The 15,614-nt window shown below is 61.3% G+C and carries 16 protein-coding genes and 1 pseudogene; 4 read left to right on the top strand and 13 right to left on the bottom strand.

Annotation, left to right across the window (positions count from 1 at the left end):
* Nucleotides 1-125 precede the first annotated feature (125 nt).
* From AC066S_RS03910 to istB, 4 genes and pseudogenes are all read left to right on the top strand, one after another.
* A pseudogene (locus AC066S_RS03910) lies at nt 126-605 on the top strand (IS5/IS1182 family transposase); the annotation flags it as partial.
* A gap of 396 nt (nt 606-1,001) precedes the next feature.
* Entirely contained in the window at nt 1,002-1,172 is a 171-nt protein-coding gene (locus AC066S_RS03905; RefSeq protein WP_126259291.1) for a YegP family protein, read from the top strand.
* A gap of 277 nt (nt 1,173-1,449) precedes the next feature.
* Nucleotides 1,450-2,982, top strand: coding sequence for an IS21 family transposase (gene istA, locus AC066S_RS03900; protein WP_126259314.1), 1,533 nt, complete (start codon nt 1,450-1,452; stop codon nt 2,980-2,982).
* The gene (gene istB / locus AC066S_RS03895) at nt 2,979-3,821 is read left to right on the top strand and encodes an IS21-like element helper ATPase IstB (protein ID WP_126259290.1); all 843 of its coding nucleotides are present in this window, start codon (nt 2,979-2,981) and stop codon (nt 3,819-3,821) included. Before istA ends, istB begins: the two co-directional genes overlap by 4 nt.
* 142 nt (nt 3,822-3,963) lie before the next feature.
* Here the strand turns inward: istB and AC066S_RS03890 are convergent, their stop codons facing one another.
* The 13 genes from AC066S_RS03890 to AC066S_RS03830 all read right to left on the bottom strand — a co-directional run bounded on the left by AC066S_RS03890 (nt 3,964) and on the right by AC066S_RS03830 (nt 15,612).
* Nucleotides 3,964-4,203 (bottom strand): DUF2274 domain-containing protein, encoded by a 240-nt coding sequence (locus AC066S_RS03890; protein WP_126259289.1) that lies wholly within the window; start codon nt 4,201-4,203, stop codon nt 3,964-3,966.
* Nucleotides 4,204-4,207: 4 nt separating this feature from the next.
* The gene (locus AC066S_RS03885; protein ID WP_126259288.1) at nt 4,208-5,419 is read right to left on the bottom strand and encodes a TraB/TrbI/VirB10 family type IV secretion system protein; all 1,212 of its coding nucleotides are present in this window, start codon (nt 5,417-5,419) and stop codon (nt 4,208-4,210) included.
* Nucleotides 5,416-6,450: a P-type conjugative transfer protein TrbG gene (gene trbG, locus AC066S_RS03880; protein ID WP_478268934.1), complete on the bottom strand. Its 1,035-nt coding sequence runs from the start codon at nt 6,448-6,450 to the stop codon at nt 5,416-5,418. The genes AC066S_RS03885 and trbG overlap by 4 nt, the downstream gene beginning before the upstream one ends.
* Nucleotides 6,447-7,130: a conjugal transfer protein TrbF gene (gene trbF, locus AC066S_RS03875; RefSeq protein WP_126259287.1), complete on the bottom strand. Its 684-nt coding sequence runs from the start codon at nt 7,128-7,130 to the stop codon at nt 6,447-6,449. Before trbF ends, trbG begins: the two co-directional genes overlap by 4 nt.
* A gap of 103 nt (nt 7,131-7,233) precedes the next feature.
* Nucleotides 7,234-8,463 carry a P-type conjugative transfer protein TrbL gene (trbL, locus tag AC066S_RS03870; protein ID WP_126259286.1) on the bottom strand — a complete coding sequence of 410 codons (1,230 nt, stop codon included), beginning with the start codon at nt 8,461-8,463 and terminating at the stop codon, nt 7,234-7,236.
* Nucleotides 8,460-8,813 (bottom strand): putative entry exclusion protein TrbK-alt, encoded by a 354-nt coding sequence (gene trbK-alt / locus AC066S_RS03865; RefSeq protein ID WP_126259285.1) that lies wholly within the window; start codon nt 8,811-8,813, stop codon nt 8,460-8,462. The genes trbL and trbK-alt overlap by 4 nt, the downstream gene beginning before the upstream one ends.
* Complete coding sequence (gene trbJ / locus AC066S_RS03860) at nt 8,813-9,541, bottom strand: P-type conjugative transfer protein TrbJ (protein WP_126259284.1); 729 nt, start codon at nt 9,539-9,541, stop codon at nt 8,813-8,815. The genes trbK-alt and trbJ overlap by 1 nt, the downstream gene beginning before the upstream one ends.
* Nucleotides 9,538-11,979, bottom strand: coding sequence for a conjugal transfer protein TrbE (gene trbE, locus AC066S_RS03855; protein ID WP_126259283.1), 2,442 nt, complete (start codon nt 11,977-11,979; stop codon nt 9,538-9,540). Before trbE ends, trbJ begins: the two co-directional genes overlap by 4 nt.
* A gap of 10 nt (nt 11,980-11,989) precedes the next feature.
* The gene (locus AC066S_RS03850) at nt 11,990-12,253 is read right to left on the bottom strand and encodes a VirB3 family type IV secretion system protein (RefSeq protein ID WP_126259282.1); all 264 of its coding nucleotides are present in this window, start codon (nt 12,251-12,253) and stop codon (nt 11,990-11,992) included.
* Nucleotides 12,253-12,576: a TrbC/VirB2 family type IV secretion system protein gene (locus AC066S_RS03845; protein ID WP_126259281.1), complete on the bottom strand. Its 324-nt coding sequence runs from the start codon at nt 12,574-12,576 to the stop codon at nt 12,253-12,255. The genes AC066S_RS03850 and AC066S_RS03845 overlap by 1 nt, the downstream gene beginning before the upstream one ends.
* A gap of 1 nt (nt 12,577) precedes the next feature.
* Nucleotides 12,578-13,492 (bottom strand): P-type conjugative transfer ATPase TrbB, encoded by a 915-nt coding sequence (gene trbB, locus AC066S_RS03840; protein ID WP_135167081.1) that lies wholly within the window; start codon nt 13,490-13,492, stop codon nt 12,578-12,580.
* Nucleotides 13,493-13,715: 223 nt separating this feature from the next.
* On the bottom strand, nt 13,716-15,050 hold the full coding sequence (locus AC066S_RS03835; protein ID WP_126259279.1) for an MFS transporter: 1,335 nt from the start codon (nt 15,048-15,050) through the stop codon (nt 13,716-13,718).
* 136 nt (nt 15,051-15,186) lie between these two features.
* On the bottom strand, nt 15,187-15,612 hold the full coding sequence (locus AC066S_RS03830) for a ribbon-helix-helix domain-containing protein (RefSeq protein WP_126259278.1): 426 nt from the start codon (nt 15,610-15,612) through the stop codon (nt 15,187-15,189).
* Nucleotides 15,613-15,614 lie beyond the last annotated feature (2 nt).

Below are 15,614 nucleotides of genomic sequence, written 5' to 3'. Positions count from 1 at the left end.
ACAGAAGTGGGCGGATATCCATAATGGCTCGGGGCGACAGCCTCAAATCGAAGCCGGATAGATTGGCGCAAACCGCTTCATCCCTTTGTCGATTCCTCTTGCAACGTGGGCGTGGTCCATAGATCGGTGTCAAAGCCTCCGTTGCCACCACGCTGGCGCACGCCAAAGGCGGCCAGTTCGTCGCCCATGTGAAGGCGCTGCCCGGCAACCCCTATGATGGCCATACGCTCAAGACCGTGATCCCGGACATGGAGGCACTCGTCGGCAACACCATCGAGCGCATCCTCGCTGACAAGGGCTACCGCGGCCACAATGCCGCGCCCGAATACAAGTTCAGGGTGTTCACGTCAGGCCAAAAGCGGCGGGTAATCCCGCAGATCAAACGCGAGCTGCGCCGCCGCTCCGCCGTCGAGCCGGTCATCGGCCATCTCAAATCCGAACATCGGATGGGCCGGAACTATCTTTGGCACCGCGAAGGAGATGCCACCAATGCCGTCCTCTCCGCCGCCGGCTACAACTTCCGGCGCCTCCTCCGCTGGCTGCAGCTCTTGTTGCGCCAAATCCTCGTCCAGCTCATCCTCCAACTTCAGCTCGTTCCGAACTGAAGTTCAGGTTCTTCACGGACGACTCTTGAGTTCTTCGCAGAAAGCAAGTTTAGCGGGGCTTGGTGGCAGCATTCCGACGCACTGTTTCGAGAAGCTCTCGGAGCGACTGTGGACGGCGGCCCTAATTCTGATCTTGCACGAAGAATCCTTCGACTTGCACGTTCGGAAAGCCTGGTGGATCGAAAGCGGAGATTCTTGGAGACAACTAACCGATACATGCCTGACAAAAGCAGCTTTCGGGGAATGGGTGCACTTCGCTAATCGGCAGCGCTGGCACTAGCTGAGTGTGCGTGGTGGCCGTACGCTGCCGACCAATCCTGGTAGGTGCCCAGCATCCCTCGCACCGGTACAACTTGGCAAACCTACGGCGCAGGAATAACTCAGGAGGTCAAGGCTATGTACTTCCAGCTGTACCGGGACGCGCGTAATGAGTGGCGTTGGACGTTGTACTCGGTGAACGAACGCAAAATCGCCGATTCCGGCGAGGGCTATCACAACAAAGTTGATTGCCTTGGTGCCATTGAGCTTGTGAAGAGTACGGACGCCAGTACTCGCGTGCGGGAGTAACGCAGCGAGGATGATCTTAGAGAAAGCCGCCCACGTGCCCGCTAACGTTAGTCGCTTCGCGCTTTTCTTCGAACATATGCCAGCTGCGCGGCGGCGATCAGGGTGAGACTCCAGCGACAATCAAGGTGAGACTGCGCCGATGGGGACGGACCGAAGGGAGGGCGTAGCCCGACCGGAGGACCGTCGCCATCGGCGTCGCGCGTTTTTGGACCCGTCTGGCGGCTGGGCGGGGCTGGTGCAAGCTTTTGATTCGTCTCGACAAGAGGGAATCGATGCCTTGCCTGGCCTTCACATCACCGACCACCAGATGAGGCTGTACATGACCTACCGACTGACATTGTCCCCCGAAGCGGCCGCGGCCAAGGCGGGGTTCTCGAAAGCGAGTGCGTATCGGATTGAGGGCGATGCGCGCCCGCCATCGCAGAAGAAGGCGCCGAGGGGCCGGCGACGATCCGATCCACTCGCGCCCTATTGGGACGCCGAGATCGTTCCGATCCTGAAGGCTGCTCCCGGCATCCGCGTGATCGGTGTGCTGGACGAACTGCGCCGGCGGCATCGCGACCTCAAGCCCAACATCCGACGCACGCTGGAGCGGCGCATCAATGCGTGGCGGGCGCTCAACGGCCCGGAACAGGACGTGATCTTCCGCCAGGAGCACGAGCCTGGGCGGCTGGGTCTGTCCGACTTCACCGACGTGAGCGCGCTCGGCATTACCATCGTAGGTGAGCCACTCGATCACCGGCTCTATCACTTCCGGTTGGCGTTCTCCGGCTTCGAGCATGCCCATGTCGTGCTCGGGGGCGAAAGCTTCGTCGCCCTGGCCGAGGGCTTGCAGAACGCCCTGTGGGCGCTTGGCGACGTTCCACGGGAGCATCGCAGCGACAGCCTATCGGCGGCGTTCCGCAATCTGGCGGCTGACGCGCGTGAGGATCTGACACAGCGCTACGCTGCGCTGATGGGCCACTATGGCATGGCACCAACACGCAACAATGCGGGCATTGCACACGAGAACGGCTCGATCGAGAGTGCGCACGGCCATCTCAAGCGCGCACTGGAAGATGCGCTGTTGCTGCGGGGGACGCGCGACTTCGCCAGTCTCGATGCCTACCGGGCTTTTGTCGACGAGATTGTCGGCCGGCGCAACGCCAACCTCGCCAAGCCGATCGCGCTCGAGAAGGAGGCATTGGCGCCGCTGCCGAAAGGCCGCACGACCGACTTCGACGAGAAAGTGATCCCGGTGACGTCGTCAGGCGGCTTCATCCTGCGGCGCGTGTTCTACACCGTTCCTTCAAGGCTGATTGGCCATCGCCTGCGTGTGCGCATCTTCGACGACCGGCTCGAATGCTTCCTCGGCGTCACGCCGGTTGTGACGTTGCGGCGCGGTCGGCCTGTGTCGGAGAGCCAGGGCGGGCATGTCGTCGATTACCGGCACGTCATCCATGCCCTGCGGCGCAAGCCGATGGCGCTCCTCAACCTCGTCTATCGCGACCAGCTCTTCCCGCGCGCCGCTTACAGACGCCTATTCGAGACCTTGCGGGAGCACGGTGACGATCGGCGCGCCTGCAAGGTGACGGTCGAACTTCTAGCGCTGGCCCACGAGCGAGCCTGCGAAGCCGAGCTCGCCAAGGCGATCGCGATGGATCTGGACGCCGGACAGTTACCCGATCTTGCCGCGCTGCGCGACCGCTTCCGACCCGAGGCGGCCTCGATCCCGCGCGTCGCCGTCAAGCTGGCGCCGCTCGACGTCTACGATGAACTCGCCTCCGTCAGCGTCATGTCGGGCCGCTCGAACCTGGGAGAGGCAGCATGACCGGTATCGCCACCTCCGTCGATGCTGCTCGTGTCGAGTTGCTTCTCAATGAGCTCCGCCTGCCGGGCGTCAAGGCGATCTGGCCGAAGCTCGCCGCACAGTCGGACAAGGAAGGATGGCCTGCCGCCCGCTTCCTCGCCGCCCTTGCCGAGCACGAGGCATCCGATCGCACCCGCCGTCGGATCGAGCGACACATGGTGGAAGCGCGTTTGCCCGCCGGCAAGACGCTCGCCACCTTCGACTTCGAGAGCGTGCCGATGCTATCAAAGGCACAGGCCATGGCGCTCGCCGCCGGCGACGCCTGGTTGAAGGCCGGCGCCAATTTGCTCTTGTTCGGTCCACCGGGCGGCGGCAAGACCCATCTCGGCGCGGCGATCGGCCTGGCCCTCGTCGAGAACGGTTGGCGCGTTCTCTTCGCGCGCACCACTGATCTGGTGCAACGGCTGCAGGTCGCGCGGCGCGAGCTGGCGCTGGAGTCCGCGATCGCCAAACTCGATCGCTATGACCTCCTGATCCTCGACGACATCACATATGTGAGCAAGGATCAGGCGGAAACCAGTGTGTTGTTCGAGTTGATCGCCGCCCGCTACGAACGACGCTCGCTGCTGATCACGGCCAATCAGCCATTTGGCGAATGGGGGCGTATCTTCCCGGACCAAGCAATGACGTTGGCTGCCATCGATCGTTTGGTCCACCACGCCACAATCCTCGAGATGAACGTCGAAAGTTACCGTCGAAAAGTTGCCCTCGATCGCAAGCGCGGTCCAGGCCGGCCGCCTGTTCACACTACCCCCAACGAACTCGACAAGACTGCGATTGACGCTGGCAGCGCCGCTTGATTGTCGCGCAGCGTCAATCAACGCTTGCCAAGCCGGCGGCCAGCGTCAATTATCTCCTGACTCGGCCGCCTCGTCGCGGCACGCTTAGCTTGATGCAATCAACTATTTAGCGTCGACAACAGTCTCGACGAAACTTTGAGCATCACTGTCCTTCAGCGGCCGGTACGTGGCCTTGACGTTTCAGCTTAGAAAATCCTCGATCCGTCGCCATAAAGCGCGCCAACATGGGGGCGATGAGTTTGGTAGGATCGACCACTTGCCCCCCCTGACGCGTAAGCGCTTCTGCATATGCAATGAGATCACGATGGACCGCCGCAGGGAGCTCCGTACTCACTTTGACGGGCTTGTCGTCTGGAAGCTCCCCTATTTTGAGTTTTGGCATGTTGTCACCCTCTATACAATGTAAGTATGAGGTCATGATTGACAAGAACACGAACCGGGAAGCCAGGTCTTACGTTAAGCGTGGGCTGGATGCTGAGACTGCGGCGAACCACCTGCTGCCCGGTCTGGTTTAGTGAGTCCGACGCTCCATGTCGCAATGCCTGGATGATTGCGCTGTCGTTGCTGTTGGTGTCCGAGCCGGCCCCCAGTTCGGTCCCGATCGCCAGAAACGTCGATAGTGCCGCAGCTTTGAACAGTTCGCCCCAGTGATTGTCCACTTGGTCTTCGAGGCCGGCATACCCAGCGGTGTCAGCGCCAGGCTGCCGTTCGAGAACGATGGAACGTCCATTCGGCATGATCAGCCGTGTCCAGACGAGCAGCACACGGGATTGGCCGAAAGTGACCTGGCTATCGTAGATACCGATCAGACGCGCCCCCTGAGGCACAAGCAGAAAGCGGCCGGTCGGCGTGTCAAAGACATTCTCGGTTACCTGCGCGGTGATTTGACCTGGAAGGTCCGATCGGACCCCGGTGATCAGCGCCCCAGGAATCACTGTTCCAGCCTGCACGATGTAGGGTGAAGCGGGCCTAGTGAGGCGGTCAGGGCTTACAGTGCGACGGTCCACCAAAGCGTTTACGAAGGCAAGCTTGCGGTCCTGACCGTTTTGCGCATATCCATCGTCGCCAGAGTTCGTTGCGTTGGGCAGCACGACGCGATCCCCTCCGACCGGCGCAGCGGCGGACGGACGCATCTCTCGCCCATTAGTCGAAGCGAACAGATGACTGATGCGGGCTGCTTCGGTCTCTTGATCCTGGCGCTGTTTGTCGGGGTCAGAGCCACTCGTCGGCGACAAACCTTGAGCGGCAAGGATCGGTCGACCCATGTCGCCGGGAAGCGGCGGACCTAGCTGCGGAACTGCCTGGCGCGGAATGCCGGCGTAGTCCTTCGGCAGTGTCGTAATGCCATCGGCAACATTGTGGTGGTCGGTACTGTAGAGCTCGTCGGCCGCCTGATTACGGGAGCGATTGTTTTGCAAGGACCACAGCACTGCACCTCCGATGACGAGCAGGGCAACCGCGCTCCCGCCCGCCAGTATCTTCCGCGACAACCTCGTGACGGGCGGATGCTCTGCTCTCAAGCGAAAGCTCCTAGACTGCTCCTCTTGTGTTTGCGGCGGCGCGACTTGGGGCTGGTCGTTCTCGTTCGGCGCAATCATGACGACGGCCTCCCGTCTGTCCTGACAATCCTGACCTTCCGTTGGTGCTCACCGCCGAGCCGGAGTTCGGCAGCAGCAAACAGCCGATCCACGATCAACACGTTGCCGTAGGCGCGGTAGTTGACGAGCTCGGTCTTGCCATCCGGGCCAATGACAAAGAGCGGAGGCATCTCGCCTTGCACAATGCCCTGCGGGAATTCGACATAGACCTTGCGGCCATCATCATATGCGGCGAGCGGCCGCCAAGGAGGATTATCCCCTTCGATGGCGTAGCGGGAGATGCGTTGCGCCGGATCAGGCAGAACGGGTTTCAGAGCGACTGAACGCGACCGTTCGCGTGGCGTTTCAGGATAGTACCAGGCAACGGATGGCATGTATGGCCGCTCGCGAGAGCGGAGCTCAATCAGGTAGGTGCGCCGGTCAGTATTGACCACCAGATTAGTCTCGATCGAAGCTCGAGTCGGCTTGACCAGAATATGGACGCGCCGTGTGTCGCCGCTCCCGCTTTCGGTATCGCCCACGACCCACCGTATGGTATCTCCGGCCGCGATCGGCCCTGCCCCCGTTAGCTGCTCTCCTTCCTTTAGCGCGATATCCGTGATCTGCCCCGGCGCAGCGTAAATCTGATACAGCGCTCCGGGACTATAGGTGTAGATTTGCGCCGCGTTGAAATACCCCCGCTTGCGCGGTTCGACTCGGGCTGCGCTGTTTGCGGTCTCAACCCGGCTCACGGGTTCAGCGTCTTCCTTCCCTCCCGACTTGCCGCCAAGAGCCGGATTCCAGAGCGGTGGAACGTGCAGCGGTCGCGACCTGTCGTCGAGAATTGCTGGAGCCGGCGGCAGCGGCGGGACCTCCGCGTCGTAGCTGATCTCCGGCGGAATGTAGGTCGCGCACCCGCCGAGCGCGAAGGAAGCAAGCAGGAGAGCAAACAAGACTGCTCGCTTCGCGGTCGAAAATTCGGGCGGAGTCGGACTGATCCTGCTGTACGGTACCGGATGCTTCGAATGAACGTCAGACGGCGTCTTGGTCACTGACTCAACTCCTTTGACCAGTTGATGGCGCGAACGTAGACGCCAAGGGGATTCTTGCGCAGACGTTCGGCATCGCGCGGTGTCTCGATCACGATCGCGATAATTGCAGTCCAGCGCTCGGTCGAGCTCAACGAGCCGTTTTCGTAGACGCGCTGGGTCCACGCGACGCGAAAGCTTTCCGACGAGGCGCGAATGACGCTCGAGACCTCGACGGAGATCTGCGCCTTCCCCAACTTGGCAAAGGGATCGTTGTTACGCGCATAGTCGTTGAGCGCGGCCGCGCCGCGATCTGTCGTGAAATCATAGGCCCGCAGCCAGTTCTGGCGTAGGACAATCCCGTCCGCAGGAAGGCCCCTGACGTCTTCAATAAACCGAGCCAGATGGTAGGCGATCTGAGCGTCAGTGGGCTGATAGTCGAAGTTGGCGGGCGCAACCCTCTGGGCTTGGCCGAGGTGATCGACCTCGACCACCCAGGGAGTGACTGATCCTTGGTTCGATTGCCAAACAAGTCCGCCTGCAAGCCCCGTAGACAGCAACAGGCAGCCAAACGCCATCAGGCGCCAGTTCTTGGCTTGCACGCGCGCCGATCCAATGCGTTCATCCCAAACCTGAGCTGCCTTTTGGTAAGGCGTAGTCGGCTCAGGCATTCGCCCATAGTGAACTGACGGTCGTTTAAACATCGATATTTGCCCCTGGAATCAACTGATCGGTTTCAAGCCGTGCGCTGTCCGGGTTTTGAGGCGCTGCCGCGCGGCGTATGGTGAAAGTGCTTTCGTCTATGTGTCAGCGCTCTCCATCGGACAAATCGACGGAGGAACCGCTGCCACCGTGATCGCCGGAGCGGACCGCGTGGCCAGCCGCCGATGCACCGTGCCGAATGGCCTCGGCGCGTTTCATGCGTCGCGCCCAATTGGGTTGCCCTTCGGCCGAGGTGCTAGCGGCCTGCTCGCCTGCATGCCCACCTCCGCCGAGCGCAGCCGCTGCGCGGCGCAAAGGGCTCATGGCGGCCGAGCCACCGGCCTCCGCGACGCCAGCAAGGCCTCCGGTTCGGTAGGCGGCGGATACTCCACTAAAGACCGCGCCGCCACCGCGCGCGGCGCCTGCAATGGCACCGCCGGCGAGACCAGCACCACCGGCGGCAAGTCCCGCGCCGGCAGCCATAACTCCGCCAGCGGCAAGTCCGGTACCGACAGCCGCACCGGCGCCGAGTTGTGGTCCGCCGGACACCAGGCCGTTTGCGATTCCAGGACCGAAGATACCGAGGCCCAGCAAAGAGAGCGCCGCAAGCACCAATGTCATGGCGTCTTCGATCGTTGGCTGCCCGCCAGCAAAGCCGGAGGTGAACTGCGAGAACAGGGTCGAGCCGATACCAACGATCACAGCCAGGACCAGGACTTTGATTCCCGAGGATATGACATTGCCCAGAACCCGCTCTGCCGCGAAAGCGGTCTTGCCAAACAAGCCAAAGGGAATGAGGACGAAGCCGGCCAGCGTCGTGAGCTTGAACTCGATCAGGGTGACGAAGAGCTGGATCGCCAGGATGAAGAAGGCGAGCAGCACCACGAGCCAGGCGAACAGGAGAACGAGGATCTGAACGAAATTCTCGAAGAAACTGATGTAGCCCATCAGGTTCGAGATCGAGTCGAGCAACGGCCGGCCGGCATCAAGTCCGACCTGAGCGATCTTTCCCGGTCGCAGGAAATCAGATGCGGAGAGGCTTGCGCCGGATGCCTTCAGTCCAAGACCGGCAAAGCTTTCGAAGACGATGCGAGCAAGGCTATTCCAATTGCCAATGAGATAGGCAAAGACGCCGACGAAGAGCGTCTTCTTGACAAGGCGCGCGATGATGTCCTCATCCGTTCCCCAACTCCAGAACAACGCGGCGAGCGTGATGTCGATCGCGGCAAGGGTCGTTGCGAGATATCCGACGTCACTCCCGAGCAGCCCGAAGCCGTTATCGATATAACGGGTGAACGTCTCCAGGAACTGGTCGATGATCCCCGCACCAGTCATGGCTTGATCGCCTCAGGTTTCGGATATCCTTGCGGGATCCGGCTTTGATCCTTTGGGACCGACACTAGGCCTGCGGCCGCTTCATCGTGGCCTGCGACACCATCTTTCCTGCCAAAGAAGCGGCGGCGGCTTTCGGCCCAAAGCTGCTTGCAATGCTGATAATCTGCCGCTTCCTCCGACGTGATGCTGCGGCAGCGCATGAGCTCAGCGCTGGTTGCGCCCGTCGTGTACTCCGCCTTCTGTGGCGCGGGGTCGTTCCCACCACGAAGCTGAATTGTGCAGGCGGTAACGACCAAGACGCCGATGGTCGAGAGCAGCGACAGCGCCTTGAATGCCCTTACGTCGGTCATCAGTGGAACATCCGCACGTCTTGGGATTGATAGCCTTGTCCCGGCGTCAAAAACCGCCGGAGCTGTTCCCGCCCCTGATCCTGGGCGGATGCGCGCTGCGCCGCTTCAAGGCTCTGCGCCCTGCCCTGGGCCGCCACGGCAGCCGTGAGATCGGCGAGTTGCTGGGCCTGGAGCGCGAGAATTTGATTGCCGGCTTGCGTCGCCTGAAGGGCGCCACTGGCACCTTGGCTTGATGTCACCAATGCGGACGTCTGGATGCGGTTGGTGTCGAGGTTGCCGACGACGCCTGCTTGGACGCGGAGCGCGTCCTGCAATGCGGCGACTGAGTTCTGCCATCTCGACTGCGCGTTTATGACCAACGCCTGGTTGGACTGGCTGCTGGCAGCTGGCGCATAGCTAGTCGAGAAGGCGCGATCGATCTGCTGGACGTCGTAGGCGATCCGCTGAGCCTGGGCCAACAGCAGCTGGGTCCGCTGAATAGATGATTGCAATTGCTGCAGCGACGAGTACGGCAGGTTTGCCAGATTCTTGGCCTGATTGATCAGCATCTGCGCCTCGTTCTGTAACGAGGTGATCTGATTGTTGATCTGCTGGAGCTCTCGGGCCGCGGTGAGGACGTTCTGAACGTAGTTATTTGGATCGAAGACAATGAGCGCCCGTGCGGGCACCGTGACGACAAGCGTCAGAGCAACGGTACCAGCCGTCAGCAACAGACCAAGACGCCTCATAGCGATTTCTCCAGATTGACGAGGTTGGGGATCAGGTCAGTGGCCCAGGCGATGCCGCGGTGCTGAAGCCATGCCGGCACGAACCCCTCAGGCCCATGTTCGGCGAGCAGCCGCGCGATGGCGACCTGGTCCGTCTTGGAGGAGGCTGCCGCAAAGGCGAGCGCGACCTCGCCAAGGCCGAGTTCGAACATCCGGTTGCCGCGACGGGACTGGCAGTAATAGTCGCGCTTGGGCGTTGCCCGGCTCAGAAGCTCAATCTGGCGGTCATTGAGGCCGAAGCGACGGTAGATGGCCGTGATCTGCGGTTCGATCGCTCGTTCGTTCGGCAGCAACAAACGTGTCGGGCAGCTTTCGATGATCGCCGGCGCGATCGCAGAGCCATCGATGTCAGAAAGCGACTGGGTGGCGAAAATAACCGATGCGTTCTTCTTCCGAAGCGTCTTCAGCCACTCCCGGAGCTGGCCGGCAAAATCCTCGTCGTCGAGGGCAAGCCAGCCTTCATCGACAATAAGAAGAGTCGGTCGGCCGTCGAGACGGTCGCCGATCCGATGAAAGAGGTAAGCCAGCACGGCCGGTGCCGCGCTCGTTCCGATCAACCCTTCGGTCTCAAATGCCTGGACCGAGGCCTCACCGAGCCGCTCGAATTCGGCATCGAGCAGGCGCCCAGTGGCGCCACCCAAGCAGTAAGGTTGCAAGGCACGTTTCAGGGAGTTCGATTGCAGGAGGACCGATAGGCCGGTCAGCGTCCGTTCCTGCCTCGGCGCCGATGCGAGAGACGTCAGCGCCGACCACAGATGATCCTTGACCTCCGGGGTGATCTCGACCTTTTCCCGCGCCAGGATCGCTCCGATCCATTCCGTGGCCCATCCGCGCTCGGAAGGGTCGTCGATCCAGGCCAGCGGCTGCAATGCAACGGATTGGTCGTCTCCGTCCGACAACGCGCCGCCGAGATCGTGCCAATCACCGCCCATGGCGAGCGCGGCGGCCCGGATCGAGCCGCCGAAATCGAATGCAAACACCTGAGAGCTCGGGTAACGGCGAAACTGGAGCGCCATCAGGGCCAGCAGCACCGACTTTCCAGCGCCTGTCGGTCCCACCACCAGGGTATGACCGACGTCACCGACATGGAGCGAGAATCGGAATGGTGTTGATCCCTCGGTCTTGCCAAACAGGAGCGGCGGCCCCTTGAAGTGGAAATCCCTCGGCTCACCGGCCCATACGGCCGACATCGGGATCATGTGGGCGAGGTTGAGCGTCGAAACCGGCGGCTGACGCACATTGGCGTAGACGTGCCCGGGCAGACTGCCGAGCCAGGCTTCGACGGCGTTCACCGTCTCGATCATGCAGGTGAAATCGCGCCCCTGAATGACCTTCTCGACCAGACGGAGCTTTTCATCCGCAGCATTGGGATCGCGGTCCCACACTGTGATAGTCGCCGTAACAAAGGCTTGTCCGATCTGATCCGACCCCAGTTCCTGCAGTGCCGCGTCGGCATCAAGCGCCTTGTTGTGAGCGTCGGTATCGAGAAGCGTCGACGCCTCGTTGGTCATGACCTCCTTGAGAATGGCGCCGATGGACTTTCTCTTGGCGAACCACTGCCGACGAATTTTGGTCAGCAACTTGGTGGCATCGATCTTGTCGAGCATGATCGCCCGAGTCGACCAGCGATAGGAGAATGCCAGGCGATTCAAGTCGTCCAGAATTCCCGGCGTCGTCGCGCCGGGAAAGCCGACTATCGTGAGAACACGCAGGTTCGCTGAACCCAACATCGGCTCGAGCCCGCCGGTCAACGGCTGGTCGGCCAACAATGCATCGATGTACATGGGAATTTCGGGCACACGGACGCGATGACGCTTGGTCGAAATCGTCGAGTGCAGGTAGGTCAGCGTGTCCTGATCATCTAGCCAGGCGCGTTCGGGCATGAATCCTTCAACAAGCTGCAGCACGCGGTTGGTTTGATCGATGAACCCACGGAGCACCTCGCGCGCATCGGCTCCGACGGTGCGATCGCGACCCTCATAGAGTAGTCGCTCTGCCCTCGCGGCCCCCTCCTCCGGGGGCAGATATAGGAAGGTCAGGAAATAGCTGGACTCATAGTGGGCACCAGCCTCTTCGAACTGAGCCCTACGTTCCGCGTCAACCAGCGCGGACGCGACGTCCGGAAAGGTGCTCGGCGGGTATGCCCCCGCAAAATGACGCTGCGCCTCGACGAAGACGGCCCAGCCGGATCCCAGTCGACGCAGGGCGTTGTTCAGACGGCCGGCGACGGCGACGAGTTCGGCCGGTACCGCGCTATCGAGGTCAGGTCCTCGGAACTTTGCCGTCCGTTGGAATGAACCGTCCTTGTTGAGGATGATTCCCTCGTCGACCAGAGCTGCCCAAGGCAGGAAGTCGGCGAGACGCGCGTTGGAATGGCGATATTCGGCAAGGTTCATCATGATCGAGAGCTCAAGCGTCGAGATGACCGGGAATCCGCAGATGTCGGCGCACGACATCGACGAAGGCGGGGTCGCGCTTGGCGGCCCAGACGGCGGCCATGTGGCCGACGAACCAGAGGACGAGACCCGCGATCCAGAGCCGCAGTCCAAGGCCCAAGGCTGCCGCAAGCGTGCCGTTGACAATCGCGACCGACCGCGGCGCGCCGCCCATCAGGATTGGCTCAGTGAGCGCGCGGTGAACGGGTACGACAAAGCCTGCGACCTGATCTTCCATCAGATCACCAGGCCGCCGCCGAAGGAGAAGAACGACAGGAAGAAGCTCGAGGCCGCGAACGCGATCGACAGACCGAACACGATCTGGATCAGCCTGCGGAAACCACCTGACGAGTCCCCGAAGGCCAGCGTGAGCCCGGTCACGACGATGATGATGACGGCGATGATTTTGGCGACCGGCCCCTCCACCGACTGCAGAATCTGATTGAGCGGCTGCTCCCACGGCATGTTTGAGCCAGCCGCCCACGCCGGAGCCGTCGTCAAAAGCACTATGCCGGACGCGGCGAGTGTTGCGGCCCGAAGAACTGGAAATTCCAAACGCATGTCAGTCTCCTGCTGGTGAAAGGCTGTAGTCGCCGGCAGCACCAAGCCCTCTGACGAGGGCGAGCTCGGCGAGGCGACGGTCAGCGCCGCGCCCCGCAAGTACGGCGACGAGGTTGATTGTCTCGGCGATCAGGGCGCGCGGAACCGTGATGACGGCTTCCTGGATGAGTTGCTCGAGCCGCCGCAGCGCACCGAGTGCGGTGCCGGCATGAATGGTCCCGATGCCGCCGGGATGGCCGGTGCCCCAAGCCTTGAGCAGATCGAGTGCTTCAGCGCCGCGGACCTCACCGATCGGAATGCGATCGGGACGCAATCGCAGTGACGAGCGAACGAGGTCCGAGAGCGTCGCCACGCCATCTTTGGTCCGCAACGCCACAAGATTTGGCGCTTTGCACTGAAGTTCGCGGGTATCCTCGATCAGCACGACGCGATCGGAGGTCTTTGCCACCTCGGCCAGGAGCGCATTCGTCAATGTGGTCTTGCCGGTCGATGTCCCACCGGCCACAAGAATGTTCTTCCGTCCGGCGACCGAGTTTTTCAGTATTTCGGCCTGCGCCGAGGTCATGATCGCCTTGGCGACGTAGTCGTCGAGCGTAAACACGGCGACCGCAGGCTTGCGGATAGCGAACGCCGGTGCAGCAACGACCGGAGGCAAGAGGCCCTCGAAGCGCTCGCCGGTCCCAGGCAGTTCGGCCGAAACGCGGGGCGAGCCAGCATGCACTTCCGCACGGACGTGGTGCGCTACCAGCCGAACAATGCGCTCACCATCCGCCGCGGATAGAGTTTCGCCGGTGTCAATCAGGCCATTCGACAACCGATCGATCCACAGTCGCCCATCTGGGTTGAGCATCACCTCGATGACCGCTTCATCTTCGAGGTAACCGGCGATCGCCGTGCCAAGCGCGCTACGCAGCATTCGCGCGCCGCGCGAATTCGTCTCCGATTGAAAGGAATGGATTGCCACCGTCGCCCCCACCGAATCAGGGCATCCAGGGCCCTCAGATGGGATGATTAGAAAAGGCACCAACGGACGTGGCGCAACAAGCGCTTTTGGTGATCGTAGAGCAGCGTAGAAAAAGAAAGTCCGAGAACCGGCAATTGAGACTACTCAATTGTCTCGGTTCGCCGCGAGTTGCTGTTCACCACTCCGCATCGTCATCCGCGGGCAGGAGAATCACCGAATCCTCATACAACCCAACTGACTCGGCAGCGTAGGAAACATCAGCCGGCTTGAGGAAAAGGACTGAGTTCATCCACGAAGCGATAGATCGGCCCCAGGGCAGCGCGTACCAGACCAGCGCCGCGATCTGCAGCGCTACGTTGAGACCGAACGCAACTTGATAGGCTTGGACGGTCCTATGGCCTTCATTCGTGGGCCATTGCTCCAGGATCAAGCCTGTCGCGTATTGTGCCAGAAAGGCCCAGCCAAAGTGCAGGACGTTCAAAGCGCCATTGGCACGACCGGCCAGTTCCGGCGGAAAGTAATCCGCTATCACCGCGAAGCTGACCACGGTTGCCGTTCCGAAAATTGCGACAATGGACCAGGGCAAGATGGACGGCAGAGGCGCTCGCAGGATCAGGACCACCTCGGCTGCGATAAACAGCATTGCAACCATCGCAAATATCGTCTCCGCCCCGATTCCAGCTCGTTTGATGTAGTGGACCATCATGCCGAACAACCAGGCACCGCCGCTCAATACGATGGACATGATGAAAAGCCGTCCGACCACGGCTGTGTGATCGAACCTCTCTACGTCCATTAGCCACGGCGACACCCACAATCCCTGCAGAGACCAGGCCGATCCAACGCAAGTCGCTGACAACGGAGCAATACGCCAGAAACGCCTGTCGCGGAAAACGGAGCTGAGGGTCGCGGGAATTGATACTGTTGATGGGATGATGACTCGTTCAGGCACCACGAGATAGATGAGGATGGCGGTAGCACCGGTAGCGACCGCCAGAATCTCAAAGAGCTGTCGCCAGCCCATCCAGGCGAGCAGATGCTCGGCAGGAGCCGTAGCGGTCACCGCTCCTAGCGATCCCAACATGATCATGTAGCCATTCAGCAAGGCAACTTGTTGCCTGGGGAACCAAAGGATGATGGACTTCAGTCCTGCCGTCAGCGCCGCCGCCACGCCAAGCCCGATCATTGCACGCGCGATCAACATCGACAGGAAACCGGTCGATACCGCGAACAGTCCGGCGCCGACTGCTGCGACCAGAAGCAGAACACTCTGAACGCGACGTGGACCGAAGCGGTCCAACAATATGCCGATGGGGATCTGAGCCGCCGCGAAGACCAAGAAATAGACTGACGTAAGCAGTCCAAGGTCGGCAGTCCCAAGCCCGGTATCGGAGCTGAGCTGGCCGGCGATCAAAGCGTTGATCGTTCGAAACAGATACGAAAGATAATGCCCCGCGGCAAAAGGAAGAAAAACGCGCGCGATCCGACGCCATGCTATTGAGATTTGCATGCTGGCCCTTCTTGCTCCTCAGCTCATTCGAGCCGATAGCGCGTCCAGCTTTTTGTCAGTTGGGCTAAATCTCTGCGGTCGTAGGCTGGCGTAGAATAAGGAGGGGCCGACGCGATATCGTATTGAGGACCCTCAGTCAGGTTTCGTCGGCCGGTTCGTGACGGCGGATATCTTCCGGAATCTCGCGGAGGAAGCTTTGCCCCTTTTGCAGCCGGCGCCCGAGCGTTTCGACAAATCCCTCAAAGCGTTCCCTGCCCTTTATCTGTGCGGCCGCCTGCGAATCGTTGGGCAACGGTGGCGTGATCGTCAGCCAGAAACGAATGAAGAGGGCCAAAGTCTCGGCCGTCAAACCGACGTCGCGCTCCAGCCTCTGCATCTGACGCGACATCCGGTCCAGGCGGCGGGTAAACGCTGCCTCCCGTCTGTCCGCGCCATCAGGTGACAAAAATGAAACGACGGCCGCTTCCACGATCGCAGACCGGGAAAGTTTCTTGCGATCGGCCAGTTCCGAGATTTGCTTCAGGAGCTCCGGCGGGAAATACACATTCATCCGGTCGCGCATGT

This window comes from Bradyrhizobium sp. CFUWI, assembly GCF_056429085.1.
The sequence above is the reverse complement of the archived record's forward strand: the minus strand, read 5'-3'. Positions and strand labels throughout refer to the sequence as shown.